Source organism: Enterobacter sp. Bisph1 (assembly GCF_000814905.1).
Classification (GTDB): Bacteria; Pseudomonadota; Gammaproteobacteria; order Enterobacterales; family Enterobacteriaceae; genus Kosakonia.
This window is the reverse complement of sequence record NZ_JXAG01000027.1, coordinates 26,764-44,954: the sequence shown is the minus strand read 5'-3', so window position 1 is coordinate 44,954 and position 18,191 is coordinate 26,764. Positions and strand designations below refer to the sequence as shown.

Below are 18,191 nucleotides of genomic sequence, written 5' to 3'. Positions count from 1 at the left end.
TTTGTTCAGGCGGGAAAATCCCGCCTGTTTTTCAAAACGATTTTATTGTTGCTCTGAATAATTCGCGTTGCCCAGGCTCAACGCACCGGCAAGGCGAATCAGGATGAGCATAAACGGCCGAAGATACAGGACTACGTAACATGTCTAAAATTTTTGATTTCGTAAAACCTGGCGTGATCACTGGTGATGACGTTCAGAAAGTGTTCCAGGTAGCTAAAGAAAACAACTTCGCTCTGCCAGCGGTTAACTGCGTGGGTACTGATTCCATCAACGCCGTTCTGGAAGCTGCAGCGAAAGTTAAAGCGCCTGTTATCGTTCAGTTCTCTAACGGCGGCGCAGCATTCATCGCGGGTAAAGGCGTGAAAACCGACGTTCCTCAGGGCGCGGCAATCCTTGGCGCAATCTCTGGTGCCCATCACGTACACCAGATGGCAGAACATTACGGCGTGCCGGTTATTCTGCATACCGACCACTGCGCGAAAAAACTGCTGCCGTGGATCGATGGCCTGCTGGACGCTGGTGAAAAACATTTCGCCGCTACCGGTAAACCGCTGTTCTCTTCTCACATGATCGACCTGTCTGAAGAGTCTCTGGAAGAGAACATCGCCATCAGCTCTAAATATCTGGCGCGTATGGCCAAAATAGGCATGACCCTGGAAATCGAACTGGGCTGCACCGGTGGTGAAGAAGATGGCGTCGACAACAGCCATATGGACGCATCCGCTCTCTACACCCAGCCGGAAGACGTTGATTACGCTTACACCGAGCTGAGCAAAATCAGCCCGCGTTTCACCATTGCCGCCTCTTTCGGTAACGTGCACGGCGTGTACAAACCGGGCAACGTGAAGCTGACCCCGACTATTCTGCGCGATTCTCAGGAATATGTTTGCAAAAAACATAACCTGCCGCACAACAGCCTGAACTTCGTCTTCCACGGCGGTTCCGGTTCTACCGCGCAGGAAATCAAAGATTCCGTCAGCTACGGCGTAATCAAAATGAACATCGATACCGACACCCAATGGGCAACCTGGGAAGGTATCCTGAAGTACTATCAGGAAAACGAAGGCTATCTGCAGGGCCAGCTGGGTAACCCGAAAGGCGCCGATCAGCCGAACAAAAAATACTACGATCCGCGTGTCTGGCTGCGCGCCGCGCAGACCAGCATGGTGACTCGTCTGGAGCAGGCATTTAAAGAGCTGAACGCGGTCGACGTTCTGTAATTTTTTTATGCTTTTGTCTGAAAAGGCCCGCAAAATGCGGGCCTTTTTTATTGCCTTTTCAAAAGGCTGTCTACTAACGGAACCGGTGAACAATTTGGCTTAATGACGGCTTTTTGTTTACCCTTAGGGATCTCTCCCTGCTGGAATGGGGGACGTTTCCCCGTTTTGCAACAACATAAGGAAGCATGAATGGAAGATCTTAACGTTGTCGACAGCATCAATAATGCAGGCTCGTGGCTGGTGAACAACGAGGCGCTGCTGTTGAGCTATGCCGTTAATATCGTGGCAGCCATCGCCATTATTATTATCGGGATGATTGTGGCGCGGGTTGTCTCGAATGGCGTTAATCGCCTGATGCTGGCGCGACATATTGACGCTACCGTCGCAGACTTTCTCTCGGCGCTGGTGCGCTACGCTATTATCGCCTTTACCCTGATTGCGGCGTTGGGGCGCGTGGGTGTGCAAACCGCCTCGGTGATCGCCGTTCTCGGTGCCGCCGGTCTGGCCATCGGTCTGGCGCTGCAGGGCTCGCTCTCGAACCTCGCGGCAGGCGTACTGCTGGTAACGTTTCGTCCGTTCCGCTCTGGTGAATACGTTGATTTGGGCGGCGTCGCAGGTACGGTGCTGCAGGTGCAGATTTTCTCCACCACTCTGCGCACCGTGGATGGACGCATTGTAGTTATCCCGAACGGCAAAATCATCGCCGGCAATATCGTTAACTTCTCCCGCGAACCGGTGCGCCGCAACGAGTTCCTGATTGGCGTGGCGTACGATTCCGATATCGACCTGGTAAAACGCATTCTGACGGAGATTATCGAGGCGGATGAACGCATTATTAAAGATCGTGAACTGACGGTGCGTCTGCATGAGTTAGGGCCGTCGTCGATCAATTTTGTCGTGCGCGTCTGGAGTAAAAGCAGCGATCTGCAGAATGTGTACTGGGATGTGCTGGAGCTGATTAAACGCCGATTTGATGAGAACGGTATTAGCTTCCCGTTCCCGCAAATGGACGTCAACTTCAAACGGGTGAAAGAGCCTGCCGATCGGTAAGCCATACCATGCTTCGGTTTCTAAAAGCCACCTCGCAACGAGGTGGCTATTAGCTACTCTAATTAACGATTAGTTTTTTCCATTTCATCTAATAATAATCCCGCGCTATAGTCCATTTTTGTAATTATATTGATGGAATAACGACGTGCTATCTTATTACTTTCAAGGCCTTATGCTTGGTGCCGCCTTAATTCTTCCTCTCGGACCGCAAAATGCGTTCGTGATGAATCAGGGTATTCGTCGCCAATACCACCTGATGACCGCGCTGCTCTGTACTCTCAGCGACGTTATCCTGATTTGTGCTGGCGTGTTCGGCGGTAGCGCACTGTTGATGCAGTCGCCCTGGCTGCTGGCGCTGGTGACATGGGGCGGCGTCGCTTTTCTGCTGTGGTACGGCTTTGGCGCGCTGAAAACCGCCTTTAGCCGCAATCTTGATGTGGCTGAGACTGACGCGCTGCGCCAGGGCCGTGGGCGCATTATCGCCACGCTGTTGGCGGTTACCTGGCTCAATCCCCATGTTTATCTCGATACTTTTGTGGTGCTGGGCAGCCTCGGCGGCCAACTGGCTAGCGAGCCAAAGCGCTGGTTCGCGCTGGGTACGGTGAGTGCTTCCTTTGTATGGTTTTTCACGCTGGCGTTACTTGCCGCATGGCTTGCTCCCCGTTTGCGCACGGCGAAAGCCCAGCGGGTCATTAATGCGCTGGTTGGTTTGGTGATGTGGTTTATCGCCTTGCAGCTGGCGCGTGAAGGGGTAAATCATATGCAGGCGTTAGTTATTTAAGGTAAGTCTCCGATGGACAAGTTGCTATGAGCCGCTAAGCTTGCTGGCAGGCGTCCCGTATAGCCGGGCGTAATGAAAGCACCATGGAGGAGCAACCGTGAAATTTAAAGTGATGGCCCTGGCGGCAGCGGTAGGTTTTAGCGCGATGGCCGTACAGGCAAGTGAACTGCCGGATGGTCCGCATATTGTTACCACAGGTACGGCAAGTGTGGATGCGACCCCGGACATCGCCACGCTGGCGATTGAGGTGAATGTCGCCGCTAAAGACGCTGCCTCTGCCAAAAAACAGGCCGATGAGCGCGTTGCGCAATACCTGAGCTTCCTCGAGCAAAACGGCATTGCCCGCAAGGATATTAACTCTGCGAACCTGCGCACCCAGCCCGATTATGACTATCAGAATGGTAAAAGCATTCTGAAAGGCTACCGTGCGGTGCGCACCGTAGAAGTGACCCTGCGCGAGCTGGATAAGCTGAATTCGCTGCTTGATGGGGCGTTAAAAGCCGGGCTGAACGAAATCCGTTCCGTCTCGCTGGGCGTTGCGCAAGCTGACGCGTTTAAAGATAAAGCGCGTAAAGCGGCGATTGATAACGCGACGCACCAGGCACAGCAGCTGGCGGCGGGCTTTAATGCCAAACTCGGCCCGATCTACAGCGTGCGCTATCATGTTTCCAACTATCAGCCGAGCCCGATGGTACGCATGATGAAAGCCGATGCGCCTGAGGCAGCTTCCGCACAGGAAACCTACGAGCAACCGACAATTCAGTTTGATGATCAGGTAGATGTGGTGTTCCAGATGGAACCTACTCAGAGCCAGACGCAGAAAACAGATCCCGCGCAAAGCCAGCCGCAGAAAGCGGAACCTGCACAGGGTCAACCGCAGCCAGCGGAACCGGCTAAGTAAGCCTTATCGCCCTCTCTCCCGTGCGGGAAGAGGGCGTTCTCTCAATCCTGACGTAATACCCGATGTCCATATTCCAGCAGGGCGTCCGTTACGTTGCGCATCATCCGGCTTTCCGGCGCAAAACGGTGCCAGTAGAGCATTCGTCGCTGTAACAGGCCCGGCGTCAGATCGATCAGGTCACCGCTGTTGAGCTCTTTTTCGATTTGCAGATGCGGGATCATACAGCAGGTCGTTCCCTGACGCGCCAGCTGCACAAACGCTTCCGATGAGTTAACAATATGACAAGGCACGCTGCCCGGCGGCAGATCGAAATACTGTTGTAAAAAAGCCTGATGCATATCGTCGAGGTGGTCAAACGCCACGGCGGGCGCTTTCAGCAATGCCTGACGGGTGACGCCATTCGGAAAGTAGCGCTCGGCGAAGGCTTTCGAACCGACAAACAGATAATCCAGCGCACCAAGCTGATCGACCAGGCAACTGGGCAGCGCCTGGGGTTGAATACTCACCGCGCCAACCACTTCCCCACGGCGCAGACGCTCCTGGGTGCGGGTTTCATCTTCCACCTGCAAGTTCAGGCGTATTGGCGAATCAGCCAGCACCGGTGCGAGCGCTGGAAGCAGCCAGGTCGCCAGACTGTCGGCGTTGACCGCCAGCGAAAGCAGCAGCGGCGTAGAACCGATCTGTTCATCTCCCAGCCACTCCTCTTCGAGTAGCTCAACCTGACGCAGCAGCGCCAGCAACTTTTGTCCTTGCTCGGTGGGACGCGGCGGTACGGTACGCACCAGCAGCGGCTGACCAAACATATTTTCCAGTTGCTTAATACGCTGGGATACGGCGGACTGGGTAATACACAGCTTTTGTGCGGCACGTTCAAAACCGCGCTCACGAATGACCGCATCAAGCGCCTGTAATGTTCTGTAGTCCGGACGTTTCATCGCTCGGGCACTCTCCTGGCAAAATAATATCCAGCACTATGACATAAATTTTTATTCGGTACAGACGAAATTGGCTGTCGCGTAATGTGACACTGGTCACAGGGACATTTAGGGTAACGCTGGTCTATAATGCGCCTGAAATTTCACACCACAGGCAAACGATCATGACGCAGGATGAACTCAAAAAAGCAGTGGGCTGGGCGGCGCTCAAGTATGTTGAACCCGGCACCATTGTGGGTGTTGGTACCGGCTCTACCGCCGCACATTTTATTGATGCGCTGGGCACCATGAAAAACCAGATTGAAGGCGCGGTTTCCAGCTCGGATGCCTCTACCGAGAAACTGAAAAGCCTTGGTATCACCGTGTTCGATCTTAACCAAGTGGACCGCCTGGGTATCTATGTCGATGGTGCAGATGAAATCAACGGCCAGATGCAGATGATCAAAGGCGGCGGCGCGGCGCTAACGCGAGAAAAGGTTATCGCCTCGGTGGCGGATAAGTTTATCTGTATCGCCGATGCTTCCAAGCAGGTGGATATTCTCGGAAAATTCCCGCTCCCGGTGGAAGTGATCCCGATGGCCCGCAGCGCCGTTGCCCGTGAGCTGGTGAAGCTCGGCGGACGTCCTGAGTATCGCCAGAACGTCGTGACCGATAACGGCAACGTGATTCTGGACGTGTACGGGCTTGAGATCCTCGACCCGATTGCGCTGGAAAACAGCATCAACGCCCTGCCGGGCGTCGTTACCGTAGGGTTATTTGCCAACCGTGGTGCCGATGTCGCATTGATTGGTACCGCCGACGGCGTGAAAACCATCGTAAAATGATCTGACAGGGCGACGCAGGCCGCCCTGTAAAAAAAGTGCAATGGGTAAATTCGGTGATTTCTGTCACGTTTCTGCCCTTGCTTATCGCTTCCCTGTCGCCAGTGACATTTTTCTTAGCATATTCCGCTACCATTTCCCTCAGGATGACTTTTCTTCAGATACGCCGCGCAAACGTTCATATTGCCGCGATAGTTTTTTTTGATATGTTGACTAACGCGAAGCACAGTTTGCACAACATAACAGTCAAGACAAAACAGGGTCGGGTAAATGGCAAAGGTATCACTGGAGAAAGACAAAATTAAATTTCTGCTCGTCGAAGGGGTGCACCAGAAAGCACTGGATAGCCTTCGCGCAGCGGGATATACCAACATCGAGTTTCACAAAGGCGCGCTGGATAGCGAGCAGCTGAAAGAGTCGATCCGTGACGCTCACTTTATTGGCCTGCGATCCCGTACCCAACTGACTGAGGATGTTATCGCTGCGGCGGAAAAACTGGTGGCTATCGGTTGTTTCTGCATCGGCACCAACCAGGTTAACCTGGATGCGGCGGCGAAGCGCGGTATTCCGGTCTTTAACGCGCCGTTCTCCAATACGCGTTCGGTGGCGGAGCTGGTGATTGGCGAACTGATACTGCTGATGCGCGGTATCCCGGAAGCAAACGCCAAAGCCCACCGCGGGATCTGGAATAAGCTGGCCGTTGGCTCCTATGAAGCGCGCGGTAAAAAGCTCGGTATTATCGGCTATGGCCACATTGGCACGCAGCTTGGGATCCTTGCGGAATCGCTGGGGATGCATGTCTTTTTCTATGACATTGAGAACAAGCTGCCGCTGGGAAATGCGACCCAAGTACAACATCTCTCCGACTTACTCAATATGAGCGATGTGGTGAGCCTGCATGTGCCGGAAAATGCCTCTACCAAAGATATGATCGGTCCGGAAGAGCTGGCGCTGATGAAACCGGGCGCGCTGCTGATTAACGCCGCTCGCGGTACGGTGGTGGATATTCCGGCGCTGTGCGATGCGCTGAAACGCAAACACCTTGCCGGTGCCGCCATTGACGTTTTCCCGACGGAACCGGCCACCAACAGCGATCCCTTTGACTCTCCGCTGTGCGAATTCGATAACGTACTGCTGACGCCGCACATTGGCGGCTCCACGCAGGAAGCGCAGGAGAATATTGGCCTCGAAGTGGCTGGTAAGCTGGTTAAGTACTCTGACAACGGCTCGACGCTGTCGGCGGTCAACTTCCCGGAAGTCTCTTTACCGCTGCACGGTGGGCGTCGTTTGCTGCACATTCATGAAAACCGTCCCGGCGTGCTGACGGCACTCAACCAGATTTTTGCCAGCCAGAATATCAACATTGCGGCGCAGTATCTGCAAACCACGCCGTACATGGGCTATGTGGTGATTGATATTGAAGCGGATGAAGATGTCGCGCAGAAAGCGTTGCAAAGCATGAAAGCGATCCCGGGTACTATTCGCTCGCGTCTGCTGTTCTAAATGCTGTAATTTCCTCTCCCGCAAGGGAGGGGAATTACCACAGCCACAATTTTGATGGCGTGACTACCGCAGGTAGCGGCACATCCCACTCTTCCACCGGTAATGTCTCCACACATTGACAATCGTGCGCGTAGCCCACCGGTTGCAGGTCAAAATCGTGCCAGTTTTGCAGCGTACGATCGTAAAAACCTCCGCCCATGCCTAAGCGTTGCCCTTGTTTATCAAAGGCTACCAGCGGCGTAATCAGCACATCAAGCTGGCTAAGGGGCAGCACATCACGCACATCCAGTTTAGGTTCCTGAATTTTCAGCCGGTTTATTACCAGTTCGCTGTTGGGGTGATAATGCAAAAAAAGCAAATTACCTGGGCTGAAGGGGTGCAATACCGGCAGATAAACCCGTTTACCGCTGCGCCAGAGTTGATCGATCAGTGGGCGGGTATCGAGCTCACCATCGAAAGAGAGAAACAGCGCGACGGTATGTGCCATTACCACGGGCGGATATGCCATCATGCGGGCAGAGGCCTGTTGGGCGAAATGGGTTTGTTGCTCAAGGGTAAGTTCACGCCGATGCTGGCGAATGGTTTTGCGGATTTGCTGTCTTGACGAAGGGAAATCAGAAAGTTGCGTCATGGTCGTTGCGAAAAGAAGGGAATCTCCGAGATGCCGCCGCAGGCTGTAACCCTTGAACCCTTGGTTCAAGGTGAATGCGTCGTCATGATTTTAAGGCTTCTCGGACGGACCGAGCATGCTCACCAACCATGGATCGCCACATTCTTGTGGTATGAAATATCGGCTCAGGGGACTGGCCCGCTTGCAAACATCTCAGAGATATTTTTTAGCTTCCCGGTCACTCTAGCACAGATGACCTTGAAGCGTTATTCAAACTTCGGCCCCGATCTTTCTGTTATGCGACCTTGATCAAGCAATGCTTGTTCGATGGTCTGCTGTAACATCCGAATACGCTGCTCCATGCTGGCGGCGTAGTCGCGGGTTTTTGCCTTTTCCTGAGCCAGCTCGTAACTAATGTTCAACGCGGCGATAAACACCAACTGCTCAGTATTTGTGACTCTAGTGCGAACCTTCAGATCTTGCAACCGCTGATTCAGATCCTCTGCGGCCTGATTCAGAGCATCTCTCTGTTCAGGCGGGCAATTCACTCGCAGTGAACGGCCAAAAATTTGGATATCGACGGGTTGTGCAGACATGCCACCTTCCTGCTGTTTGACTGCGCTCTGCCTTCGCATTCGGGCCCTGGGCTGCGAAGGGGCGACACTATAAGCTACCCCGGCGCGCGCTTTCAAGCTTTTTGCGTCTATACCTTAATGATTCGGTGTGCATGCAAACGCATGGAACGTGAAGCATCACGGGTATATCACCAGGGGCCAAAGTGGTAGCATATCATGAATATTCCCCCCAACTACGACGAATGCGCATGTCAATACAGAACGAAATACCTGGTTACAACGATGTCGGCCGGTTACTCAACCAACAGGGTGTGGGTTTACTGCCTGCTGAAATGCACGGGCTTATCGCGGGAATGATCTGTGGCGGTAACAAAGACAGCTCCTGGCAACCGCTGCTGCATGAGTTAACCAATGAAGGTCTGGCGTTTGGTCATGAACTGGCGCAGGCGCTGCGCAATATGCATGCGGCAACCAGCGACTCGCTGGAAGACGACGGTTTCCTGTTCCAGCTCTATCTGCCGGATGGCGACGATGTCAGCGTTTTCGACCGCGCTGATGCGCTGGCGGGTTGGGTAAACCATTTTCTGCTGGGGCTCGGCGTGACGCAGCCGAAGCTCGATAAAATCACCGGCGAAACGGGCGAAGCGATTGACGATCTGCGCAACATCGCACAGCTGGGTTACGACGAAGACGAAGATCAGGAAGAGCTGGAAATGTCGCTCGAAGAGATCGTCGAGTATGTGCGTGTCGCGGCGCTGTTGTGTCACGACACCTTCACTCGCCCGCAGCCTACCGCGCCGGAAGTGCGTAAGCCCACGTTACATTAATTTATTTTGTAGGGAGTCGGTGTCATGACACAGCTTGAGTTTCTCCGTCGCCGCCAGGCATTGCTGGCGCAGATGGTTCCGGGCAGCGCGGCGTTAATTTTCGCCGCCCCGGAAACCACCCGCAGCGCGGACAGTGAATACCCGTATCGCCAGAACAGCGATTTTTGGTACTTCACCGGTTTTAACGAGCCGGAAGCCGTGCTGGTGTTGATAAAGAGCGATGACACTCACAACCACAGCGTGCTGTTTAACCGCATCCGCGATAAAACCGCCGAGATCTGGTTTGGTCGCCGGCTCGGGCAGGAAGCTGCGCCCGCAAAGCTGGGCGTCGATCGTGCGCTGGCTTTCCCGGATATCAACGAACACCTTTACCAGTTGCTCAACGGCCTTGACGCGGTCTATCACGCTCAGGGCGAGTTCGCCTATGCCGACACCATTTTAACCACGGCGCTGGAGAAGCTGCGTAAAGGCGCTCGTCAGAACCTGGTGGCGCCGCCAACGCTGACTGACTGGCGGCCGATTGTGCATGAAATGCGCCTGTTTAAATCCGCCGAAGAGATTGACGTAATGCGCCGCGCCGGGGAGATCTCCGCGCTGGCTCATACCCGGGCAATGCAGACGTGTCGGCCGGGGATGTACGAATATCAGCTTGAAGGCGAAATTCATCACGAGTTTAACCGCCACGGCGCACGTTTCCCCTCCTACAACACCATTGTCGGGTCCGGGGAGAATGGTTGCATCCTGCACTACACCGAAAATGAGAGCCAGATGCGCGATGGCGATTTGGTGCTGATTGATGCCGGTTGTGAATACCAGGGGTACGCCGGGGATATCACGCGCACATTCCCGGTGAATGGCAAATTCACCCCAGCGCAGCGCGAAATCTACGATATCGTGCTGGCGTCACTCGAACGTGCGCTTGAACTTTACCGGCCTGGCACATCCATTCAGGAAGTGACCGGTGAAGTGGTGCGCATCATGATTAGCGGGCTGGTTAAGCTCGGCATCCTGCAAGGCGAAGTCGATGCGCTGGTGGAAAAAAATGCCCACCGTCCGTTCTTTATGCACGGCTTAAGCCACTGGCTGGGGCTGGATGTACATGATGTCGGCGTTTACGGTCAGGATCGCTCGCGAGAGCTGGCTCCCGGCATGGTATTGACCGTTGAACCCGGGCTCTATATTGCGCCGGATGCCGATGTGCCCGAGCAGTACCGCGGGATCGGCATTCGTATTGAAGATGACATCGTTATCACCGAAGACGGTAACGAAAACCTCACCGCCAGCGTGGTGAAAAGCGCTGACGAGATTGAAGCCCTGATGGCGGCGCAACGCCTATGAGCGTGATTATCGTTGGCGGAGGCATGACGGGCGCAACCCTTGCGCTGGCCATTTCCCACCTCACGCAGGGCAAATTACCGGTTCATCTGGTGGAAGCGACGGTGCCGGGCGAACATGCACATCCGGGCTTCGACGCCCGCGCCATCGCCCTTGCGGCAGGCACCTGCCAACAGCTGGCGCGCATCGGCATCTGGCAGGCTATTGCGGGCTGTGCGACGCCGATTTCAACGGTGCACGTAAGCGATCGCGGCCATGCAGGTTTTGTCACGCTACAGGCGCGTAACTATCATCTTGACGCGCTGGGCCAGGTGGTCGAACTGTATGATGTCGGTCAGCGGCTGTTTACGCTTTTGCAAAAAGCCGCTGGCGTAACGCTACATTGCCCGGCGAAAGTCAGCGCCGTTTCCCGCGATGCGCAGCAGGTGCGCGTCACGCTGGAAAGTGGCGAAGTGATTACCGGCGCGTTGCTGGTTGCGGCAGATGGCTCTCGCTCGCGCATTGGTGCACAGCTGGGCGTCAACTTACAGCAGGTGCCCTATCAGCAGGCGGCGGTTATCGCGAACGTTACCACCGCTGTAGCCCATCAGGGGCGGGCATTTGAACGCTTTACCGAACATGGCCCGCTGGCGATGTTGCCGATGTCGCAGGGGCGATGCTCGCTGGTCTGGTGCCATCCGCTGGGAAAACAGCAGCAGGTTGCCGGCTGGTCTGATGAACGCTTCTGCCTTGAGCTGCAAAAAGCGTTCGGCTGGCGGCTTGGGCGTATCCTGCATGCCGGTAAACGCACCGTTTATCCCCTCTCGTTAACGACGGCGGAATCGCCCGTTTCCCACCGCGCTGTGCTGGTGGGTAATGCCGCACAGACGCTGCATCCTATCGCTGGACAGGGGTTTAATCTCGGCATGCGCGATGTGATGACGCTGGCGGAAACCCTGGCAGACGCCTGGGCGGCACAGCAGGATGTCGGCGCTTACCCGGTCTTAACGGCTTATCGCCACCGCCGTGAAAGGGATAAAAAAGCTACCATCGGCGTAACCGATGGGCTGGTACATCTGTTTGCCAATCACTGGATCCCGCTGATTGTTGGGCGTAATGCCGGGCTAATGGCGATGGAATTATTTACACCGGCGCGTGATGCGCTGGCGCAGCGTACCCTTGGTTGGGTTGCCCGTTGAAGACAAAAGGAGCGAAGAGTGCAGAGTGTTGATGTTGCGATTGTCGGCGGCGGTATGGTTGGGCTGGCGCTGGCCTGCGGTTTACAGGGCAGCGGGCTGCGCGTGGCGGTTCTCGAGCAGAACGTGCCGATGCCGCTTGCAGAGGATGCGCCCGTTACGCTTCGTGTATCGGCGATTAACGCTGCCAGCGAAAAACTTCTCAACCACCTTGGCGTCTGGTCATCCATTATGGCCGGGCGCGCCGGGTGTTATCACGGCATGGAAGTGTGGGATAAAGACAGTTTTGGCCGCATTGCCTTTGATGACCAGAGTATGGGCTACAGCCATCTGGGTTACATTGTCGAAAATGCGCTGATCCATCAGGCGCTGTGGGAAAAAGCGCAGCAGTGCCAGGATATCACTACCTTTGCGCCCGCTGAGCTGCAGCAGGTAGCGTGGGGTGAAAACGAAGCCTTCCTGACCTTAAAAGACGGCTCGATGCTGACGGCGCGGCTGGTGGTGGGGGCCGATGGAGCCAATTCATGGCTGCGTAACAAAGCCGATATTCCGTTGACCTGGTGGGATTATCATCACCATGCGCTGGTGGCGACTATTCGCACGGACGAGCCGCATCAGGCCGTAGCGCGCCAGGTGTTCCATACCGATGGCATTCTCGCTTTCCTGCCGCTTCACGACCCGCATTTATGTTCGATTGTCTGGTCGCTGTCGCCGGAGCAGGCAAAAGCCATGCAGCAGGCCAGCGAGGAAGAGTTCAATCAAGCGCTGTGTGTGGCATTTGATAACCGCCTCGGTCTGTGCCGGGTTGAGAGCGAGCGCCAGATTTTCCCGCTTACCGGTCGCTATGCACGGCAGTTTGCCGGGCACCGTCTGGCGCTGGTCGGCGACGCCGCGCACACCATTCATCCGCTGGCGGGGCAGGGTGTTAACCTCGGTTTTATGGACGTGGCGGAACTGATCGCCGAGCTTAAGCGCCTGAACCGTGAAGGCAAAGACATCGGTCAGCATCTCTATCTGCGCCGCTACGAGCGCAGCCGCAAACACAGTGCGGCGCTGATGCTTGCCGGTATGCAAGGTTTCCGCGAACTTTTCTCCGGGGCAAACCCGGCGAAAAAAATGGTACGTGATATTGGTCTGAAACTGGCCGATACCCTTCCCGGCGTCAAAACGCGCTTATTGCGTCAGGCGATGGGGTTGAACGATCTGCCTGAGTGGTTACGTTAACTGCGTCACACTTTCCCTTCCCGGTCGCGGGAAGGGTATCTCCTCCCTCATTTGAAATATTCTAATTTCACGCTGTTTTTCGGATTAGATTTATTCATGTCGTGAATTTTTCCATGCCGGAAAATGCGCTCTTTTACCGAGTCAAATCCTGTTGTTCTGGCAGCTACCCGCTTTGGCGGGATGTTTTATACAGGGTGAATCGTTAATGTCCAGCATAAACCACTGATGGCTGTTTTAGTGAATTAGCTCATAAGCTAATGTGATGACCCGTTTTCCCTTATGGTTAAGCGCTGCTTTCGGTGTTAAGTTCAGGCAAAAGAGAACGTTTGCGTCGATACCAAAAAAAGTGTCGGCTCCGCGTGTTTTGGCGCAGTTCCCGTTGCCAAAAAACGAGATAGCTCAGCTTATTCAACGAGGAAAAGATGGCTCAGCAGACCCCTTTATACGAACAACACACCCTCTGCGGTGCCCGCATGGTCGATTTCCATGGCTGGATGATGCCGCTCCATTACGGCTCACAAATCGACGAGCATCATGCGGTGCGCACCGATGCCGGGATGTTCGATGTGTCTCATATGACCATCGTCGATCTCAAAGGCAGCCGGACCCGGGAGTTTCTGCGATATTTGCTGGCAAACGACGTCGCCAAACTCACCAAACCCGGTAAAGCCCTCTACAGCGGTATGCTGAACGCTTCAGGCGGCGTGATTGATGACCTGATCGTTTACTACTTTAGTGAAGATTTCTTCCGCCTCGTTGTTAACTCCGCCACCCGCGAAAAAGACCTCTCCTGGATTTCCCAACACGCTGAACCTTTTGCCATCGATATCACCGTTCGCGACGATCTGTCGCTGATTGCCGTGCAGGGTCCGAATGCGCAGGCTAAAGCCGCCAGCCTGTTTACTGATGAGCAGCGCAGCGCCGTTGCCGGTATGAAACCGTTCTTTGGCGTAGAAGCGGGTGAGTTTTTTATCGCCACCACCGGTTATACCGGCGAAGCGGGATATGAAATAGCCCTTCCCAATGAACAAGCGGCCAGCTTCTGGCAAAAATTAGTCGACGCTGGCGTAAAACCGTGCGGCCTCGGCGCGCGCGATACCCTGCGTCTGGAAGCGGGCATGAACTTGTATGGTCAGGAGATGGATGAATCCGTTTCTCCGCTGGCGGCCAATATGGGCTGGACGATTGCATGGGAGCCGCAGGAGCGTGACTTTATTGGTCGCGAGGCGCTGGAGATGCAGCGTGAAAAAGGCACCGAACAGCTGGTCGGCCTGGTGATGACGGAAAAAGGCGTCTTACGCAATGAACTGCCGGTGCACTTCACCGATGCGCAGGGCAATTTACAAACCGGCGCGATCACCAGCGGCACGTTCTCGCCAACCCTTGGCTACAGTATTGCACTGGCGCGCGTTCCGGCCGGGATCGGCGAAAACGCCATTGTGCAGATCCGCAACCGTGAAATGCCGGTCAAAGTGACTAAACCCGTTTTTGTACGCGCTGGCAAAGCCGTCGCGTAATCTTTTATCTGGAGAGAATGATATGAGCAACGTACCAGGCGACCTGAAATACAGTAAAGAACACGAGTGGCTGCGCAAAGAAGCGGACGGCACTTACACCGTTGGCATTACCGAACATGCCCAGGAACTGCTGGGTGACATGGTATTTGTCGATCTGCCGGAAGCGGGCGCGACCGTGAGCGCTGGCGATGATTGCGCCGTTGCCGAATCAGTAAAAGCGGCCTCCGATATCTACGCGCCGATTAGCGGCGAAATTGTTGCGGTCAACGACCAGTTGGGCGATTCACCGGAGCTTATTAACAGCGAGCCGTACGGCGAAGGCTGGATCTTTAAAATCAAAGCCAGCGATGAAGCGGAAGTTGCCGCGCTGCTGGATGCCACGGCCTACGCCGCGCTGCTCGAAGACGAATAAATACGTTTCTAATTTCACGTTGCAGGTGCGCTGGATTTTTCCGCGTGCGTGCAACGTGAACCGTTTGGCGTATTCGGGGATGTTATCCGGCCCGGAAAGCGAACCCGCTGCTTTATAAAATCACTGCACGTTTCAGGAACCCTCGCTCATGACTCAGACGTTAAGTCAGCTTGAAAACCACGCCGCATTTATCGGCAGGCATATTGGACCGGACGCATTGCAACAGCAGGAGATGCTGAATACCGTTGGCGCGGAGTCGCTTAATGCGCTGACGGCACTTATTGTGCCGAAGGATATTCAACTCGCCACGCCGCCGCAGATTGGGGAGTCCACCACCGAATTTGCCGCGCTCGCCGAGCTGAAAGCCATTGCCAGCCGTAACAAGCGCTTTAAGTCTTACATTGGCATGGGCTACACCGCCGTGCAGCTGCCGCCGGTTATTCTGCGCAATATGCTGGAAAACCCAGGCTGGTACACCGCTTACACCCCTTATCAACCGGAAGTGTCGCAAGGACGCCTGGAAGCACTGCTTAATTTCCAGCAGGTGACGCTGGATCTGACCGGGCTGGATATCGCCTCCGCTTCTCTGCTGGATGAAGCGACGGCCGCCGCGGAAGCGATGGCGATGGCCAAACGCGTCAGCAAACTGAAAGGGGCTAACCGCTTCTTCGTCGCAGCCGATGTGCATCCGCAAACTCTTGACGTGGTTCGCACCCGCGCGGAAACCTTCGGTTTCGATGTCATCGTCGATGATGCCGCCAAAGTGCTGGATCATCAGGATGTGTTCGGCGTGCTGCTGCAGCAGGTCGGCACTACCGGTGAAGTACATGATTACAGCGCGCTGATCGCTGAGCTGAAATCCCGCAAAGTGGTGATTAGCGTTGCCGCCGATTTAATGACCCTGGTGCAGCTCACCGCGCCGGGCAAACAGGGTGCCGACATTGTCTTTGGCTCCGCCCAGCGTTTCGGCGTGCCGATGGGCTACGGCGGCCCGCACGCGGCATTCTTTGCCGCAAAAGATGAATTCAAACGTTCGATGCCGGGCCGCATCATCGGTGTGTCGAAAGACGCCGCCGGTAACACGGCGCTGCGCATGGCGATGCAAACGCGCGAGCAGCATATCCGCCGCGAGAAAGCCAATTCCAATATCTGTACTTCACAGGTTCTGCTGGCAAATATCGCAAGCCTCTATGCGGTGTTCCACGGTCCGGCCGGCCTGAAACGTATCGCCGGGCGTATTCATCGCCTGACGGATATCCTGGCGGCCGGGTTGCAGCGCAATGGTCTGAAACTGCGCCACGCGCACTACTTCGACACGTTGTGTGTAGATGTAGCGGATAAAGCCGCCGTGCTGGCGCGCGCCGAAGCGCACGAAATTAACCTGCGTAGCGATATCCTCAATGCCGTTGGCATCACCCTGGATGAAACGACTACGCGTGAAGATGTGCAGGTGCTGTTTAATGTGCTGCTGGGTGATAACCACGGTCTGGATATCGATGCGCTGGATAAAGATGTCGCCCTCGATAGCCGTTCAATCCCGCAGAGCATGCTGCGTGAAGACGCCTTCCTGACCCATCCGGTGTTTAATCGCTATCACAGCGAAACGGAAATGATGCGCTATATGCACTCGCTGGAGCGTAAAGATCTGGCCCTGAACCAGGCGATGATCCCGCTCGGTTCCTGCACCATGAAACTGAACGCGGCGGCGGAGATGATCCCCATCACCTGGCCGGAATTTGCCGAGCTGCACCCGTTCTGCCCGCCGGAACAGGCGGAAGGTTATCAGCAGATGATCGCCCAGCTTTCTGACTGGCTGGTCAAACTGACGGGTTACGATGCGCTCTGCATGCAGCCGAACTCTGGTGCCCAGGGGGAATACGCCGGTCTGCTGGCGATTCGTCACTATCACGAAAGCCGCAATGAAGGCCATCGCGATATCTGCCTGATCCCAAGCTCCGCCCACGGTACCAACCCGGCATCGGCGCAGATGGCCGGTATGCAGGTTGTGGTTGTAGCCTGCGATAAGAATGGCAACATCGATCTGGCTGACCTGCGCGTGAAAGCCGAACAGGCGGGCGATAATCTCTCCTGCATCATGGTGACCTATCCGTCCACCCACGGCGTATACGAAGAAACGATTCGTGAAGTGTGTACCGTGGTGCATCAGTTCGGTGGCCAGGTTTACCTGGATGGCGCGAACATGAACGCGCAGGTTGGTATCACCTCGCCGGGCTTTATCGGCGCGGATGTTTCGCACCTTAACCTGCATAAAACCTTCTGCATCCCGCATGGCGGCGGCGGTCCGGGTATGGGACCGATTGGTGTCAAAGCGCACCTTGCGCCGTTTGTACCAGGCCACAGCGTGGTGCAGATTGAAGGCGTGCTAACCCGTCAGGGCGCGGTCTCTGCGGCGCCGTTTGGCAGCGCGTCAATCCTGCCGATCAGCTGGATGTATATTCGCATGATGGGCGCAGAAGGGCTGAAACAAGCGAGCCAGGTGGCGATTCTAAACGCCAACTATATCGCCAGCCGTCTGAAAGATGCTTTCCCGGTGCTCTACACCGGCCGCGACGGTCGCGTTGCCCACGAATGTATTCTCGATATTCGTCCGCTGAAAGAAGAGACCGGAATTAGCGAACTCGATATTGCCAAGCGCCTGATCGACTATGGTTTCCATGCGCCAACGATGTCCTTCCCGGTTGCCGGTACGCTGATGGTCGAGCCGACAGAATCGGAAAGCAAAGTGGAACTCGATCGCTTTATCGATGCCATGCTGGCTATTCGCGCGGAAATCGATCGCGTGAAGCAGGGCGAGTGGACGCTGGAAGATAACCCGCTGGTGAATGCGCCGCATACACAAAACGAGTTGGTTGCCGAGTGGGATCATGCTTACAGCCGCGAGCTGGCGGTGTTCCCGGCAGGATTTGGCAACAAATACTGGCCAACGGTAAAACGTCTTGACGATGTTTACGGCGATCGCAACCTGTTCTGCTCCTGTGTACCGATGAGCGAATATCAGTAATCTGCTGATTCAACTACCTTTTAAGGGCGCTTCGGCGCCCTTTTACTTTTACAGGAGAAAGTCATGGCAGTTGCATTAGTCACCGGCAGCAGCAGGGGAATCGGCTGGTCGGGTCGACAGGGTCAGCAGCGCGGTACCGATGCGGCGCGGCGGCCAGCCGGAAGAAGTGGCGCAGGGGATTGTCTGGCTGTTGAGCGAGAAGGCCTCTTACGTGATCGGAAGCTTTCTCGATTTGGCGGGCGATAAATCCTCCTCTCCCGACAGGGGAGAGGAGGATAAGCCC

16 protein-coding genes, 1 other RNA gene and 1 pseudogene are annotated in these 18,191 nt (G+C 55.4%); 14 read left to right on the top strand and 4 right to left on the bottom strand.

Annotated elements, in window-relative coordinates:
* Positions 1–140: 140 nt before the first annotated feature.
* The 4 genes from fbaA to RW65_RS03775 all read left to right on the top strand — a co-directional run bounded on the left by fbaA (position 141) and on the right by RW65_RS03775 (position 3,952).
* On the top strand, positions 141–1,220 hold the full coding sequence (gene fbaA / locus RW65_RS03790; protein ID WP_039055330.1) for a class II fructose-bisphosphate aldolase: 1,080 nt from the start codon (positions 141–143) through the stop codon (positions 1,218–1,220).
* A 189-nt stretch (positions 1,221–1,409) separates the two neighbouring features.
* Complete coding sequence (gene mscS, locus RW65_RS03785; protein WP_039055328.1) at positions 1,410–2,270, top strand: small-conductance mechanosensitive channel MscS; 861 nt, start codon at positions 1,410–1,412, stop codon at positions 2,268–2,270.
* 145 nt (positions 2,271–2,415) lie between these two features.
* A complete protein-coding gene (gene argO / locus RW65_RS03780; protein WP_039055327.1) occupies positions 2,416–3,051 on the top strand; it encodes an arginine exporter ArgO in 636 nt (211 codons plus the stop codon).
* Between the two features lie 97 nt (positions 3,052–3,148).
* Positions 3,149–3,952, top strand: coding sequence for an oxidative stress defense protein (locus RW65_RS03775; RefSeq protein ID WP_052250267.1), 804 nt, complete (start codon positions 3,149–3,151; stop codon positions 3,950–3,952).
* Positions 3,953–3,993: 41 nt separating this feature from the next.
* On the opposite strand, the gene argP is transcribed toward RW65_RS03775, so the two are convergent.
* Positions 3,994–4,887, bottom strand: a complete 894-nt coding sequence (gene argP, locus RW65_RS03770; RefSeq protein ID WP_039055326.1) for a DNA-binding transcriptional regulator ArgP — start codon at positions 4,885–4,887, stop codon at positions 3,994–3,996.
* 164 nt (positions 4,888–5,051) lie between these two features.
* Here argP and rpiA point away from each other — a divergent pair, with 164 nt between their 5' ends.
* Together rpiA and serA are read left to right on the top strand one after the other, a co-directional pair.
* The gene (gene rpiA, locus RW65_RS03765; protein WP_039055325.1) at positions 5,052–5,711 is read left to right on the top strand and encodes a ribose-5-phosphate isomerase RpiA; all 660 of its coding nucleotides are present in this window, start codon (positions 5,052–5,054) and stop codon (positions 5,709–5,711) included.
* A 267-nt stretch (positions 5,712–5,978) separates the two neighbouring features.
* Positions 5,979–7,211, top strand: a complete 1,233-nt coding sequence (gene serA, locus RW65_RS03760; protein WP_039055324.1) for a phosphoglycerate dehydrogenase — start codon at positions 5,979–5,981, stop codon at positions 7,209–7,211.
* 34 nt (positions 7,212–7,245) lie between these two features.
* Here the strand turns inward: serA and RW65_RS03755 are convergent, their stop codons facing one another.
* The 3 genes from RW65_RS03755 to zapA form a co-directional block, all read right to left on the bottom strand.
* The gene (locus RW65_RS03755) at positions 7,246–7,842 is read right to left on the bottom strand and encodes a 5-formyltetrahydrofolate cyclo-ligase (RefSeq protein ID WP_039055323.1); all 597 of its coding nucleotides are present in this window, start codon (positions 7,840–7,842) and stop codon (positions 7,246–7,248) included.
* Between the two features lie 18 nt (positions 7,843–7,860).
* Positions 7,861–8,044: non-coding RNA, 6S RNA (gene ssrS, locus RW65_RS21590), on the bottom strand.
* A gap of 43 nt (positions 8,045–8,087) precedes the next feature.
* A complete protein-coding gene (gene zapA, locus RW65_RS03750; RefSeq protein WP_039055322.1) occupies positions 8,088–8,417 on the bottom strand; it encodes a cell division protein ZapA in 330 nt (109 codons plus the stop codon).
* A 227-nt stretch (positions 8,418–8,644) separates the two neighbouring features.
* Between zapA and RW65_RS03745 the strand changes: the two genes are divergently transcribed.
* The 8 genes and pseudogenes from RW65_RS03745 to RW65_RS21580 all read left to right on the top strand — a co-directional run.
* Positions 8,645–9,223, top strand: a complete 579-nt coding sequence (locus RW65_RS03745) for a YecA/YgfB family protein (protein ID WP_156123962.1) — start codon at positions 8,645–8,647, stop codon at positions 9,221–9,223.
* 24 nt (positions 9,224–9,247) lie between these two features.
* Positions 9,248–10,561: a Xaa-Pro aminopeptidase gene (pepP, locus tag RW65_RS03740; protein ID WP_039055320.1), complete on the top strand. Its 1,314-nt coding sequence runs from the start codon at positions 9,248–9,250 to the stop codon at positions 10,559–10,561.
* A complete protein-coding gene (gene ubiH, locus RW65_RS03735) occupies positions 10,558–11,736 on the top strand; it encodes a 2-octaprenyl-6-methoxyphenyl hydroxylase (protein ID WP_039055319.1) in 1,179 nt (392 codons plus the stop codon). The genes pepP and ubiH overlap by 4 nt, the downstream gene beginning before the upstream one ends.
* Before the next feature lie 18 nt (positions 11,737–11,754).
* A complete protein-coding gene (gene ubiI, locus RW65_RS03730) occupies positions 11,755–12,957 on the top strand; it encodes an FAD-dependent 2-octaprenylphenol hydroxylase (protein WP_039055318.1) in 1,203 nt (400 codons plus the stop codon).
* 422 nt (positions 12,958–13,379) lie between these two features.
* Positions 13,380–14,474 carry a glycine cleavage system aminomethyltransferase GcvT gene (gene gcvT / locus RW65_RS03725; protein WP_039055317.1) on the top strand — a complete coding sequence of 365 codons (1,095 nt, stop codon included), beginning with the start codon at positions 13,380–13,382 and terminating at the stop codon, positions 14,472–14,474.
* A 22-nt stretch (positions 14,475–14,496) separates the two neighbouring features.
* Positions 14,497–14,886 (top strand): glycine cleavage system protein GcvH, encoded by a 390-nt coding sequence (gene gcvH, locus RW65_RS03720; protein WP_039055316.1) that lies wholly within the window; start codon positions 14,497–14,499, stop codon positions 14,884–14,886.
* A gap of 148 nt (positions 14,887–15,034) precedes the next feature.
* Positions 15,035–17,908: an aminomethyl-transferring glycine dehydrogenase gene (gene gcvP / locus RW65_RS03715; protein WP_039055315.1), complete on the top strand. Its 2,874-nt coding sequence runs from the start codon at positions 15,035–15,037 to the stop codon at positions 17,906–17,908.
* 88 nt (positions 17,909–17,996) lie between these two features.
* A pseudogene (locus RW65_RS21580) lies at positions 17,997–18,155 on the top strand (SDR family oxidoreductase); the annotation flags it as partial.
* Positions 18,156–18,191: the final 36 nt, after the last annotated feature.